Source organism: Streptomyces sulphureus DSM 40104 (assembly GCF_000381025.1).
GTDB classification, from domain to species: Bacteria; Actinomycetota; Actinomycetes; order Streptomycetales; family Streptomycetaceae; genus Streptomyces; species Streptomyces sulphureus.
In genome coordinates this window covers 402,669-415,675 of sequence record NZ_KB905818.1, presented here as the reverse complement: position 1 = coordinate 415,675, position 13,007 = coordinate 402,669, and the positions used below count along the sequence as shown (strand labels likewise).

12 protein-coding genes are annotated in these 13,007 nt (G+C 72.7%); 3 read left to right on the top strand and 9 right to left on the bottom strand.

Annotated elements, in window-relative coordinates; all coding sequences use genetic code 11:
* Positions 1-123: 123 nt before the first annotated feature.
* Positions 124-927: an IclR family transcriptional regulator gene (locus F603_RS0119045; RefSeq protein ID WP_019547576.1), complete on the top strand. Its 804-nt coding sequence runs from the start codon at positions 124-126 to the stop codon at positions 925-927.
* A 51-nt stretch (positions 928-978) separates the two neighbouring features.
* Here F603_RS0119045 and F603_RS0119040 read toward each other — a convergent pair whose 3' ends face one another.
* Complete coding sequence (locus F603_RS0119040; RefSeq protein WP_019547575.1) at positions 979-1,308, bottom strand: DUF5955 family protein; 330 nt, start codon at positions 1,306-1,308, stop codon at positions 979-981.
* A 249-nt stretch (positions 1,309-1,557) separates the two neighbouring features.
* Complete coding sequence (locus F603_RS0119035; protein WP_019547574.1) at positions 1,558-2,034, bottom strand: hypothetical protein; 477 nt, start codon at positions 2,032-2,034, stop codon at positions 1,558-1,560.
* An 86-nt stretch (positions 2,035-2,120) separates the two neighbouring features.
* Here F603_RS0119035 and F603_RS0119030 point away from each other — a divergent pair, with 86 nt between their 5' ends.
* Positions 2,121-2,756, top strand: a complete 636-nt coding sequence (locus F603_RS0119030) for a nucleotidyltransferase family protein (RefSeq protein ID WP_051096274.1) — start codon at positions 2,121-2,123, stop codon at positions 2,754-2,756.
* Between the two features lie 23 nt (positions 2,757-2,779).
* Here the strand turns inward: F603_RS0119030 and F603_RS0119025 are convergent, their stop codons facing one another.
* Together F603_RS0119025 and F603_RS0119020 are read right to left on the bottom strand one after the other, a co-directional pair.
* Positions 2,780-3,751 (bottom strand): tellurite resistance/C4-dicarboxylate transporter family protein, encoded by a 972-nt coding sequence (locus tag F603_RS0119025; protein ID WP_019547572.1) that lies wholly within the window; start codon positions 3,749-3,751, stop codon positions 2,780-2,782.
* 3 nt (positions 3,752-3,754) lie between these two features.
* Positions 3,755-5,161, bottom strand: coding sequence for a sugar porter family MFS transporter (locus F603_RS0119020; protein ID WP_019547571.1), 1,407 nt, complete (start codon positions 5,159-5,161; stop codon positions 3,755-3,757).
* A gap of 388 nt (positions 5,162-5,549) precedes the next feature.
* Between F603_RS0119020 and aceB the strand changes: the two genes are divergently transcribed.
* On the top strand, positions 5,550-7,178 hold the full coding sequence (gene aceB, locus F603_RS0119015; RefSeq protein ID WP_019547570.1) for a malate synthase A: 1,629 nt from the start codon (positions 5,550-5,552) through the stop codon (positions 7,176-7,178).
* 52 nt (positions 7,179-7,230) lie between these two features.
* On the opposite strand, the gene F603_RS0119010 is transcribed toward aceB, so the two are convergent.
* From F603_RS0119010 to F603_RS0118990, 5 genes are all read right to left on the bottom strand, one after another.
* A complete protein-coding gene (locus F603_RS0119010; protein WP_019547569.1) occupies positions 7,231-8,760 on the bottom strand; it encodes a YfcC family protein in 1,530 nt (509 codons plus the stop codon).
* Positions 8,757-10,169 carry a M20/M25/M40 family metallo-hydrolase gene (locus tag F603_RS0119005; protein ID WP_019547568.1) on the bottom strand — a complete coding sequence of 471 codons (1,413 nt, stop codon included), beginning with the start codon at positions 10,167-10,169 and terminating at the stop codon, positions 8,757-8,759. Before F603_RS0119005 ends, F603_RS0119010 begins: the two co-directional genes overlap by 4 nt.
* Before the next feature lie 375 nt (positions 10,170-10,544).
* Positions 10,545-10,955, bottom strand: a complete 411-nt coding sequence (locus F603_RS0119000) for a DUF2752 domain-containing protein (protein ID WP_019547567.1) — start codon at positions 10,953-10,955, stop codon at positions 10,545-10,547.
* Between the two features lie 30 nt (positions 10,956-10,985).
* Positions 10,986-11,372, bottom strand: a complete 387-nt coding sequence (locus F603_RS0118995; RefSeq protein WP_019547566.1) for a TM2 domain-containing protein — start codon at positions 11,370-11,372, stop codon at positions 10,986-10,988.
* Between the two features lie 289 nt (positions 11,373-11,661).
* Complete coding sequence (locus F603_RS0118990; protein ID WP_245600825.1) at positions 11,662-13,005, bottom strand: nucleobase:cation symporter-2 family protein; 1,344 nt, start codon at positions 13,003-13,005, stop codon at positions 11,662-11,664.
* Positions 13,006-13,007: the final 2 nt, after the last annotated feature.

Genomic DNA, 13,007 nt, shown 5'->3' with positions numbered 1-13,007 from the left:
CACTCCCGCCGGGCGTCAACACCGCGCCCCCCGCCCGTCGGTCGGAACGCGGAAACCGTCGGCCGGGACCCCGCGGACGCGGCGCCCGGTACCATGCGCACAGCCCGCAGAAAGGAACGCGCCTTGCCGCCGTCCGCCGAACACCAGCCAACGGCCCCCGCCGCCCCGGGCGGCGTCCAGTCCCTGGAGCGGGCCTTCGACCTGCTGGAGCGGATGGCCGACGCCGGGGGCGAGGTCGGGCTCAGCGAACTCGCCTCGCTGAGCGGCCTGCCGCTGCCCACCATCCACCGGCTGATGCGCACCCTCGTCACCAGCGGCTACGTCCGCCAGCAGCCCAACCGCCGCTACGCGCTCGGCCCGCGGCTCATCCGGCTCGGCGAGAGCGCGGCGCGGCTCCTCGGCACCTGGGCGCGGCCCTACCTCGCCAGGCTCGTCGAGGAGACGGGCGAGACGGCCAACATGGCGCTCCTCGACGGGGACGAGGCCGTCTACGTCGCGCAGGTGCCCTCGCGCCATTCGATGCGGATGTTCACCGAGGTCGGCCGACGGGTGCTGCCGCACACCACGGGCGTCGGCAAGGCGCTCCTCGCCGAGGCCCCGGAGGCGGAGGTGCGCGCCCTGCTCGACCGCACCGGCATGCCGGCGGCGACCGAGCGGACTCTCACCACGCCCGAGGCGTTCCTCGACGCCCTCGCGACGGTGCGCGTCGAGGGGTACGCCGTCGACGACAACGAGCAGGAGCTGGGCGTCCGTTGCCTCGCCGTCCGCGTCCCCGACTCCCCCACCTCGGCGGCGATCTCCATCTCCGGGCCTGCCGGACGCCTCACCGATGCGGCGACGGAGAAGTACGTACCGCTGCTGCGGACCGTCGCGGCCGAACTCTCCACGGCGATCGCCACCTCTGGCGCGGAGGCACCGCGAGGCTGAGCGCGGCCCCGGCGCCCGTATGTCACGGGGCGGTTGGGCGCACCCCTGCGGCTACTCGCGGCGGCGGGGCGCCGGTTCGCCGAAGAGTTCGACGGCGCGGCGCAGTTCGCCCAGCGGTTCGGCGAGCGTGCTCAGGGAGCCGAGCGCCGCGGTGAGCAGCAGCAACGACGTCCGCAGCGCGCGCACTTCGGGTGCCCCCGAGCGCACCATGGCGCGGACCGCGTCGAGTTGGTCCTCGGCCACGCCGCGGTCGCGTAACTCCGGTTGGTGCGCGTCGAGTTCGGCGCGCAGCCGGACGGCCGCGTCCCTCAGCGCCGAGACGCGCGGATCTTCCTGGCGGCTCGCCCCCGACGACCGCTGCCCCACGGTTTTGCTGCGCACGCTCTCTCCCCATCAAACGGCACGCCCCGCGGTACTCGGAGGCTGCCACCCCTGCTCCTCCGTGCTCCCCTCACCACGCCCCGGGAAGCCACCGGCCCCCCGGCCGGGTCAGACCAGTAAACGCCAAGCGCGACGAGGACGCCATACGGAGGACGCGATTCCCGTGCGGCGCACACGAGTCGGGGAGCGGCGGCAGGACGACCGTGCGCCGCTCCGGCAGCCGCGCTTCCGGAACGGCGTAGCTGCAGCTCAGGGCGCTTCCGTCGGCCCTTCCTCGCTCACGTCGAGCGCGTTGCGCCACACCGTCGGGTCGAGCTTGACGTACGTGCTGGGGTCGGAGTCGGGTGAGGTGCCGCGGAAGGTGACAAGCCCCACATGCCCGGCGCCGTTGAGGACGCAGATCCGTGCGCCCTTCGAGAGGCTGCGGAGTGCGACGCGCTGGGCGGACCGCGTTCCGGCGCGGCAGGTTCGGAGCGTCGGGGACTGCTCGTCGTCGAGGAGCACCAGCTTGTTGCTGTCGGCGGTACCGAGGCGGTCGAACTCCGTCTCGTGTGCGACGTCCTCGCGGTCGTCCGCGGAGTCGGAGGGGCGCACCGGGCGGTCGGCGAGAGCGAGGCGGTAGTCGTCGGGCAGGTCGAGGCCGTCGTACTCCTCCGGCTCCGGGACCGGTCGCGGGCGGACCCCAAGGGCGTGAAGACCCCCGCGCCGCGCTGCACTCCCCGTCACGCTGCTGCCCGTTCCGTCTGTGGAGGGACGGCGCTGCTGTGCGCCGCCCCGCACGGCCGACGGGGACCGCCCCGTACCCTGGCGCCGTGCTGCACCAGGAGAACGACCCGACGCGCTCCCCCGTCACCGGCCTACTGCTCGCGGCCGGGGGCGGCTCCCGGCTGGGCGGGCGTCCCAAGGCGCTCCTTCCCTACCGCGGTGCGCCCCTCGTCGAGCACGCGGTCCGGGCGCTCGTGGACGGCGGGTGCGGGCGCGTCTGCGTGGTGCTCGGTGCTGCGGCTGCGACGGTCCAGGCGCGGGCCCGGCTCGACGGCGCCGAGGTCGTGGAGAACCCCGACTGGGCCGCGGGGATGGGCGGTTCGCTGCGGGTCGGCCTCGCTGCCGTCTCCGGGGAGCGGCCCGGCGGGGTCGCGGCTGCGGAGAGCGGCGCCGCGCTCGTCGTGCTCGTCGACCAGCCGGGGGTGTCCCCGCGCGCCGTCGCCCGGGTGCGGGCCGCGTACGAGGGGCCGGCCTCGCTCGCCTCCGCCGCCTACGGCGGGCGCAGGGGCCACCCCGTCCTCCTCGGAGCCGCGCACTTCGCCGGGGTGGCCGCTGCCGCGGAGGGCGACAGGGGCGCCCGCGCGTACCTGCGGCGGCACCCTCCGGTGTGCGTCGAGTGCGGCGACGTCGGAGACCCGGCCGACATCGACACCCCCGAGGACCTCGCCCGCCTCGACGACTGAACTCGGCGCGCGCGAGGCCACGTTCAGCCGGCGGGCGTCCGGAAGGCGGCGCGCGTGGCCCCCGCCGCCGTGAGGAACCACACGACCACGGCGACGAGGAGGAGCAGCCGACCCGCCTCGGTGAGCGCGTCGGGCGCGAAGAGGGGCGCGGTGGTGAGCGTCGCCACCGCCGTCATGCCGAGCGGGAAGACGGTCGCCCAGCGGCGGGTGTCGTACTGCGGGCGCGACCACCTGATCTCGGCGACGACGAGTACCGCGTACCAGGCGAAGACCGCGGCGAGCAGTACGAGCGTGACGAAGCGGAGCCACGCGTGCGGCCACCCGGCCCAGGCTCCGCCCGGCGCGGTGGCGCCCGTCAGCCGGGCGGACGCGAGCGCGGAGATGGCGAGGGCGCCGCACGCCACCCAGTGGTCGCCCTTGCCGTTGCGCACCTCGGAGAAGTCGAAGTGGACCAACACCTGTACGTAGAGGGCGAGTCCGAGGACGAAGGCGCCGAGCGCGAGCCACAGCGGCCAGGTGGGGCCGCGCTGCGTCAACCAGAGCGTGGTGGCGAGCACGGCGAGGGACTGGGTGGCGACGCACGTCAGGTAGGCGGCGCCCGGTACGCGTCGCGCGGTGTGGCGCACGGCGGCCGGCAGCAGGACGACCCAGAGCACCGCGGAGAAGGCGAGGAGCACCCACGCCGCCGTCTGGAAACCGGCGAACGCGCACCGGACGCCGAGGACGCCGGTGCCTGCGACGCCGGTGAGCGCGCCCACCTTCCGCGCCTCGTCGAGCCACCTGCGGCGCTGCCGCACGAACCGCACCAGCATGACGGCGGCGACGGCGACCCACACCGCGGCGCCGACGGCGAAGAGCGCGGCGGAGAGCACCTCGAACCCCACGAGCAGGCAGCCCGTCGAGACGATGCCGGTCGCCATCACCACGGCGCCGTCGAGGGGTTGGACGCGGTCCCAGGGCGCGCCGGTGCGCTCCCCGTCCCGCCCGTCCGCCATCCGTCAACCCTCCCGGCCGGCGAACCGCTGCTGGAGTCCGCGCGCGACCTCGTCCGGGCTCTCGCCGCGCGTCTCCGGTACGTACCGCAGGACGAAGAAGAGACCGGCGAGGCAGATGACGCCGAAGATCCAGAACGTCTCGCCCTGGCCGATCACCCCCGCGACGGGCAGGAAGAGGAGGCCGACGACGAAGTTCGACGCCCAGTTGACGGCGGTCGCCGCGCTGGAGCCGGCGGCTCGGACGGTGGGCGGGAAGACCTCGCCGATGAGGACCCAGAAGATCGGGCCCAACCCGCCTGCGTAGACGGCGATGTAGGCGACCATGAAGAGCAGGGAGAGTTCGGGGCTGAGGCCGATCACGAAGGAGAGGCCGAGGAGCGCCATCGTCAGGGTCATCCCGCCGAGCGAGGCGAGGAGGAGGAAGCGTCGGCCGACGCGGTCGACGAGGCGCAGCGCCACGACCGTCATCAGCAGGTTGATGAGGCCGATGAAGACGGAGTAGAAGATCGAGTTGGAGGCGCTGAGCCCGGTCTTCTCGATCACCGAGGGCGCGTAGTAGATGATCGTGTTGATCCCGCCGAACTGCTGGATGGCGGCGAGGACGAGGCCGACGACGAGCGCGGGGCGGACCTGCTTGCGGGCCAAGTGCCGCCAGCCGCCCTCGTCTTCGTCCCCGAGGTGCCCGCCCGACTCCTCGGTCGCCTGCTGGATGCTGTCGACGAGTTCGTCTGCCTGCTTCTCGCCCATCACCCTGCGGACCACCCTGCGGGCCTCGTCCGCGCGCCCCTGGGCGAGCAGCCACGAGGGCGACTCGGGCAGCACCCACAGCGCCCCCGCGACGAGGACGGCGGCGGGCACGAAGCCGACGGCGAACATCGCCCGCCAGTCGCCGGCGCCGGCGAAGACGAGGTTGACGAGGTAGGCGATGAGGATGCCGCCCGTGATGAAGAGTTGGTTGAAGCTGAGGGTGCGGCCGCGGATGGCGTTCGGGGAGAGTTCCGAGAGGTAGATGGGAACCGTGGCGGAGGCGCCGCCGATGGCGAGACCGAGGACGAGGCGTCCGGCGAGGAGCATCCAGTAGTCGATGGCCGCGACGGCGATCAGGGTGCCGATCGCGAAGACGACGCCCTCGAAGACGAGGGCGTGGCGCCGGCCGACCCGGTCGGCGAGGCGCCCGGCGGAGAGCGCTCCGATCATCGCGCCGATGAGGAGGATGCTGACGACCGTGCCCTGTTCGAAGGAGTTGAGGGCGAAGTCGTGCTTGACGAAGAGGAGGGCGCCGGAGATGACCCCGGTGTCGAAGCCGAAGAGGAGGCCGCCCAGCGCGATGAGGAGCGCCCATCCGTAGACGCGCCCCTTACGGGTGGGGACCGCCCCCTCGGCTCCGGATTCCTCGGAATTGCCCTGCACGCGACCGCCTCCTGCGCTCTTCTGCGGCGCACACCTGCGACCGCCACCGCTCGACTATGGGGCAGCGGCGCGGGGACGGGCCCCAACGACATGCTGTGTACGGGTGAGTTGCGTACGCGGAGCTGCCCCGCCGTGCAGGTGCGCGCGGGCCGTGGGCGTTGCCAACTCCTCCGTGGCGGTGGAGAGTTCACCTCACAGAACAGGAGAAATACGGCGATCCTTGTGTGGCGGGGGCGAGGAGCCGCCGAGTTTCTCCTCCCCCGTTGAAGTTCCGCTATAAGAAAACTACTCTCCACTTTCCAGAACTCCGCCGGAGTTGGCCCTCCGGCGCCCTGTCCGTGCACGCCCGCACCACCCGCACCGCCCGCCGGCCGAAGGAGTCCTCACCATGCCCGCAACCGAGCGCCCGCTCCCGGAGCTCACCGGTATCGACCCCGCGCACCGCCCGGAGCGGCAGGACGAGGTGCTGACCCCCGAAGCCCTGGCCTTCCTCGGCGCGCTCCACCGCCGCTTCACCCCCCGCCGCGACGAGCTCCTGGCGCTGCGCGCCGAGCGCCGCGACGAACTCGCCCGCACGGCAACGCTCGACTTCCTCCCCGAAACCGCCGGCGTGCGCTCCGGCGAGTGGCAGGTGGCCCCCGCCCCGGAGGCGCTCCAGGACCGGCGGGTGGAGATCACGGGTCCCACCGACCGGAAGATGACGATCAACGCCCTCAACTCCGGCGCCCGCGTCTGGCTCGCCGACTTCGAGGACGCCTCGGCCCCCACCTGGGGCAACGTCATCGGCGGCCAGCTCAACCTGATCGACGCCTACGAGCAGCGCATCGACTTCACCGACGAGAACTCCGGCAAGTCCTACGGGCTGCGCCCCGCCGAAGAGTTGGCGACGGTCGTCGTCCGGCCCCGCGGCTGGCACCTCGACGAGCGCCACCTCACCGTGGACGGGCGCGCCCTGCCCGGCGGCCTCGTCGACTTCGGCCTCTACTTCTTCCACAACGCCCAGCGCCTGCTCGACCTCGGCAAGGGCCCCTACTTCTACCTGCCGAAGACCGAGTCGCACCTCGAAGCCCGCCTGTGGAACGAGGTGTTCGTCTTCGCGCAGGAGTACTGCGGCATCCCGTACGGGACCGTCCGCGCCACCGTGCTCATCGAGACGATCACCGCGGCGTACGAGATGGAGGAGATCCTCTACGAACTCCGCGACCACGCCTCGGGGTTGAACGCCGGACGCTGGGACTACCTCTTCTCCATCGTGAAGAACTTCCGCGACGCGGGGCCCTCCTTCGTCCTGCCCGACCGCAACTCCGTGACGATGACGGCGCCTTTCATGCGCGCCTACACCGAACTCCTCGTCCGCACCTGCCACAAGCGCGGGGCCCACGCGATCGGCGGCATGGCCGCGTTCATCCCCAACCGCCGAGACCCCGAGGCGAACGAGCAGGCGCTGGAGAAGGTCAGGAACGACAAGGACCGCGAGGCCCACGACGGCTTCGACGGCTCCTGGGTCGCCCACCCCGACCTCGTGCCCGTCGCCCGCGCCTCCTTCGACGCCGTCCTCGGCGACCGCCCGCACCAGAAGGACCGCCTGCGCGAGGACGTCGACGTCAAGGCCGCCGACCTCATCGCCATCGACTCGCTCGACGCGCGGCCCACCTCGGCCGGGCTCCGCAACGCCGTGCAGGTCGGCATCCGGTACACCGAGGCGTGGCTGCGCGGCCTCGGCGCCGTCGCCATCTTCAACCTCATGGAGGACGCGGCGACCGCGGAGATCTCCCGCTCCCAGCTCTGGCAGTGGATCAACGCGGGCGTCGTCCTCGACGACGGCAGCACCGTCACGCGCGACCTCGTGCGGCAGGTCGCCAGCGAGGAACTCGCCGCGATCCGCGAGGAGGCGGGCGAGGAGGCGTTCGCGACCGGCGCCTGGCAGCAGGCGTACGACCTGCTTCTCGACATCGCCCTCGCCGAGGAGTACACCGAGTTCCTCACCCTTCCGGCGTACCAACTCCTGGAGGGCTGAACCGCTTCGGCCGTCCGTACGGGGCAACACGCCCCGCACGGACGGCCGTTGCTCACTCCACCCACGCCCCCACCGCGACGAACCCGCAGACGAGCACGGCGAGGATCGCCAACAGCGGCCACACGAACCGGATATAGCGGTCGTAGCCGACCCTCGCGAGCGAAAGACCCCCCATGATGACGGCGGTGGTCGGCACCCACAGGTTCATCCAACCGCTCGCCGCGGTCCACGCCGTGACGGCGAGCGCCCGCGAAACCCCGGCGAAGTCGGCGAGGGGTGCGAGGATCGGCATCGCGAGGGTGGCGTGCCCCGACGTCGAAGGGATGAGGAACGCCAGGGGCAGGTTGACGACGTAGACCATGATGCCGAAGAGCGCGGCGGGGGTCCCCGAGACGGCTCCCTCGACCGAGTGGAGCACCGTGTCCGTGATCTGCGCGTTGTTCATCAGGACGGTGACGCCCCGCGCAAGCATGATCACCAGCGCCGGTGAGACGAAGTCGGCCGCGCCCCGCACCAGGGTGTCGGTGAAACCGCGCTCCCCCATCCTCGCGAGGAAGCCGACCACGATCGAGGCGACGAAGAAGAGCGCCGCCAACTCGGGGAAGGACCAACCGAGTTCGAAGCGGTACGGGGCGGCGTCCGCGCGTCCCGTCAGCACGCTCGACCACGGGATCACCGAGTAGACGAGGGCCCCGAAGGCGAGCGATGTGGCGGCGAGGACCACCCGGTGCCGCGGCGTGAGCTGCGGCGGCTCCTCCGTCCCCGCGCGCTCGGCCCGTTCCCGGTCCCCCGGCCGCCACCCCGAGAGCGAGCGCCCGGGCACGGCACGCACCCGCCGCGCGTACCGCACGACGAAGGCGATCGTCACGGAGGTGAAAACGATCCACATCGCCCCGCGGAGCACGATCCCGTCGCCGATCGAGATGTCGGCGGCGGAGGAGGCGACACCGGTGGCGAAGGGGTTGACCGTGGAGCAGAGGACACCGGCCCCGGAACCGAGCAGGATGGTGCCGGCCGCGGTCATCCGGTCGTATCCGAGGGCGAGCATCAGCGGGACGACGAGCCCGTAGAAGCCGAGCGTCTCCTCCGCGAACCCTTCGACGGTGCCGAGGAGCGAGAAGACCGTCATCACCCCGGCGACGAGCAACGCGCCCCGCCCGCGCAACCGGTGCGCGAGCCGGCCGATGCCGCGGTCCAGCGCGCCGGTGGCGAAGACGACGGTGATGAAGGCGCCCACGGCGAGGACGAAGAGGAACACCCCCGCGCTGCCGTAGAGTTCTCCGGTCGCGTCGGGTGAGACCGCGCCCGTCCTGGTGTCCTGAACCCCGTAGAGGCCGTTGACCGGCGCGAGGAAGAGGTCCTTCAGGCGGTCGGCGAAGCTGAGCCCGGCCTCGGTGCGATGGTAGGTGCCCTGCTCGGGGGCGCCGTCGGCCGTGCGCCGATAGCTGCCGGAGGGGACGACGAAGGCGAGCGCCCACACCGCGAGGGTGACGACGGCGAGCACCGTGAGCGCACTGGGAAACCTGAACGCGCCCTCGTCCGCGGGGAGTTCGCCCTGTGCGCGCTCGGGCTCCGCGCTCACGCCTCGGCCTCGCGGGCGGCGCGGAAGGACGCGGCGTACTCGCGGAAGAAGACCGCCTCCGCGAGGACGGCGGCGCGCAGCTCGGAGTAGAGGACGCGTTCGTTGGGCCCATGGAGCCCCGAGAGGTTGTCCTCGGCGCCGAAGAGGAGGATCTCCGCACCGGGCACGGCCGTTGCGAGGCCGTTGACGAGCGGGATGGAGCCGCCCGTCGCCGCGTGCACGGGCGCGCTGCCCCACGCGACGCGGAGCGCCTCGTCGGCGGCGCGGTAGGCGGGGCCGCCCGCGGGCGCCTCGAACCCGGGCCCCGCGTCGCCCGGGGTGACCTCCAGGCCCACGCCGAACGGCCGTTGGGCGCGCAGATGGCGGACGACGGCGCCGAGCGCTTCGTGCGCGTCCTGGCGCGGATGCACCCGGAGGTTCAGTTTGGCGCGCGCGTAGGGGACGACGGCCGAGGCGGCGTGCTCGACGCCGGGCGCGTCGATGCCGGTGACGGTGAGCGCGGGACCGCTCCACAGCCGTTCGCCGAGCCCCCCGGTGCCCAGGAGCGGCATCCCTTCGACCACGCCGGCGCGGGCGCGGAACTCTTCCTCGGTCAGGGCGCCGTCCGGCCACGCCTCGCGGTGCAGGCCCTCGACGGCGACGTCTCCGTGCGCGTCGTGGAGCGTGGCGAGGGCGTGGAGGAGTGCGAGCAGTGCGTCGGGGGCTGCGCCGCCGTACTCGCCGCTGTGCACCGCGCTCTCCAACGTCCGTACCTCAACGGTGAGTTCGGCGACGCCGCGGAGCGCCGTCGTGAGGGTGGGCGTCCCCGGCCGGATGCTGCCGGTGTCGGCGACGACCATCGCGTCGCAGGCGAACCGCTCCGGCTCCGTGGCCGGGTAGGTGTCGAAGGCGCTGCCGTACTCCTCCTGTCCCTCGAAGACGATCCGCACGCCGACCGGCGGTCGCCCGGAGAAGGCGCGCACGGCCCCGAGATGCGCGATGAGGTTCGCCTTGCAGTCGGCGACGCCCCGTGCGCGCAACCCTGTGCCGTCCTCCGTCTCGGTGGGTTCGAAGGGCGGCGAGCGCCACAACTTGCCGTCGCCCGGGGGCTGTACGTCGTAGTGGGCGTAGAGGAGCACGGTCGGTGCACCGGCGTCCGGAGGCGGGATCTCGGCGGTGACGAGCGGCGCCGTGTCGGGGAGGTGGAGCTCGCCGATGGCGGTGGCGCCGGCGTCGTGGAGGAGCGCGGTGACGGTGTCCCGCGCTTCGAGGACCGGGGCCTCCGGGTAGCCGGGGAAGGCGATCGACGGAATCGACGCCAACCGCCGCAGGTCGGCGACGAGTTGGCCCATCAGCCCGTCGACGACGGCCTCCAGCGGGTCGGGGCCCGCCGCGCCCGCGGACCGGGCGGGGTGCGCGGACTCGGGCATGGCTCTCCCTGGCGCTCGCGGGTGCGGATGGTGGCCCTTGCGGGCTCGCGCAGCATATCGGGCGCAACCGCCAAATAACGCTTTAACCGGGCGCTACATCCGTACGCGGACCGGCGGTCCTCACGTGGAACTCTCGTCGCCCGGAAGCGTCGTCCGGGCGCGAAGTGGCTCGGCTTTCAGTCCTGTGGTCCGGCCGCGGCGCTCTCCCCGGCTGCCCGACCGGCCAGAAGCGGCAGTACCCGGGCCTCGGACGAGTCGGGCTCGACGAGACGCTGCTCGGGAAAGTGGGGTGCGGTGGCGGCCGCGATGGGGAAGTCGAGGAGCCTGGCCCCGGGGTCGGCCTGCCTCTGCCGCGTCGGCCGGAAGCGGCGTCGCTCAGAAGAGGTTCCGGCCGACCGTCCATGCCGCGGCGGCCCCGACGAGGAGGTACCACGAACGGTTGCGCCAACTCGGGCGCCAGCGGCGGCCCTTGAGTCCCTCGGCGCCCCAGCGGAGCAGCAGCCACAGCGGCAGCGGGGCGGCGAGGAGGAGCGCCGGGTTGTCGTGCCAGGCCGCCGCGAGGTCGCCGTGGAGCAGGTCGTACGCCATGCGGGTGCCGCCGCACGCGGGGCAGAGCAGGCCCGTGACGGCACGGAACGGGCAGGCGGGCAGCAGGTTTCCGGGCTCGTGCGGGTCGGTGGTGAACAGGTATGCGGCGCCCGCCGCTCCTGCGGTGAGGGCCGCGAGCGGTGCGGCCGCAGGGTGGCGCAGGAGCGGCGGGACGGCCCGCGGCCGGACACTCAGCACGGGCGTGCCGGGCGCCGGGGAGGTGCCGCGTCAGCCGCGCAGGACACGGCCGTTGCTGTCCGTCTTGTCGTCGCTGATGAGCAGGAGGATGCCGTCGATCAGCGACCAGAGGCCGAGGCCGCCGCAGGTGAAGATCTGCGCCACGCCTATGCCGACGCTGCCTATGTAGAACCTGCCGATACCGAAGGTGCCGAGGAAGAGTTGGAGGACCCCGGCGACGATCTTCGACTTGTCGGAGTACGGCCGCCCGTACGGGTCGTAACCGTACGGCGCGTCGGGCTGGTAGCCGTGCGGCGGCGGGGCGTACCCGCCGCCGGGCGGGGGGTAGCCGTAGCCGGGCGGCGGCGTGTCCTGCGGCGGCTGCGTGTACGGGTTCTGGCCCTGGGGGCCCGGACCATACGGGTTGTTGAACGACATCGGGCCATAACTCCTGGTGTCTTGCGCGTGCAGGGGACAGTGCGGCGTCCATCCTGTCAGCCTGCATGCGCAGGACAGGTATCCAGGGCGACGCGGCACCGCACACTCGTAGGGGAGGGCAACGGAAGCCGTTCCGGTTCCGTACGGAGGGCCGCAACCGCCCATTCCGACGCGAAGATTCGGTGCAGACCTGCACACGGACGCCCGCGGCTTCCCCAACTCCCCCGTCACGCACGTCACTCGGGGCGCGGTCCCGACTCCCCGGAACCGCCCGCCCGTCCGCCGCCCGCTACGCCTCGGCGCCCCGCTTGCCGTCTGGTTCGGGCGCGGGCTCCGTGGCCGTCCCCTCGGGCGCGCCCCGGCGTCCGGTGTGGTGGAAGACGAGGTTGAGGAGGACGGCCACCACGCACCCGGTGGAGATACCGGAGTCGAGGATGATCTTCGCGCTCTCGGGAAACGCGTGGTAGAAGTCGGGCGCCGCGATCGGGATCACGCCGACGGCGAGCGAGATGCCCACGATCATCATGTTGCTGTCCTTGTCGAGCCCCGCCCTGATCAACGTCTGGATGCCGCTCGCCGCGACGGACCCGAAGAGGACGACCCCGGCTCCGCCGAGCACCGGCTGCGGAACCGTGGCGATCAGCCCGGCCGCCATCGGACAGAGCCCCATCAGCACGAGGATGCCGCCGCCGGTCGCGACGACGTACCTGCTGCGGATGCGCGTCATCGCCACGAGGCCGATGTTCTGCGCGAAGGCGCTGCACATCAGCCCGTTGAAGAACGGGCTCACGAAGGAGCCGAGTGTGTCGGCCCGCAGCCCCGCGGCGATCGTCCGCTCGTCCGCGGGGCGTTCGACGATCTCGCCCAGCGCGAGCATGTCGGCCGTCGACTCCGTCATCGAGACGAGCATCACGACGCACATGGAGACGATCGCCGCCGCCGCGAACTGCGGGGCGCCGAAGTGGAACGGCGTCGGGAAGCCGACGATGTCGGCCTCACGGACCGCGGTGAAGTCGGTGAGGCCGACGGGGACCGCCAGCACGGTGCCGGCCGCGAGGCCGAGGAGGACGGCGATCTGCTTCCAGAAGCCGCGGGTGAAGCGGCGGATGAGGAGGACGAGGACGAGGGTCGCGCCGGCCATGGCGATGTTGCGGCCGTCGCCGTAGTGCGGGTCGCTTTCGTCGCCGCCCTGGGCCCAGTTGAAGGCGACCGGCATGAGCGAGAGGCCGATGAGCGTGATCACGGTGCCGGTGACGACCGGCGGCAGGAACCGCACCAGCCTGCTGAAGTACGGCGCGATCACGAAACCGAGCGCGGCGGCGACCATCGTCGCGCCGAATATCACGGGGAGGGCGTTCTCGGACCCTTCGGACTTGCTGATCGCCAGCATCGGCGCGACGGTCGCGAAGGTGGCGCCGTTGACGAACGGCAGCCGCGCGCCGATCCGCCATACACCGAGCGTCTGGAGAAGAGTCGCCATGCCGGCCATGAAGAGGCTCGCGCCGGTGAGGAACGTCAACTCGGAGACGGAGAGCCCGACGGCCGCGCCGATGACGAGCGGCGGGGCCACGACGCCCGCGTACATCGCCGCCACGTGCTGGAGGCCGCTGGTGAGGAGCTTCAGTGGCGGCATGC

Coding starts and splice junctions, on each gene's coding strand:
- F603_RS0119025 (WP_019547572.1), bottom strand. CDS start 3,751: ATGGCGGACGGGCGGGACGGGGAGCGCACCGGCGCGCCCTGGGACCGC.
- aceB (WP_019547570.1), top strand. CDS start 5,550: ATGCCCGCAACCGAGCGCCCGCTCCCGGAGCTCACCGGTATCGACCCC.
- F603_RS0119005 (WP_019547568.1), bottom strand. CDS start 10,169: ATGCCCGAGTCCGCGCACCCCGCCCGGTCCGCGGGCGCGGCGGGCCCC.
- F603_RS0118995 (WP_019547566.1), bottom strand. CDS start 11,372: ATGTCGTTCAACAACCCGTATGGTCCGGGCCCCCAGGGCCAGAACCCG.
- F603_RS0118990 (WP_245600825.1), bottom strand. CDS start 13,005: ATGCCGCCACTGAAGCTCCTCACCAGCGGCCTCCAGCACGTGGCGGCG.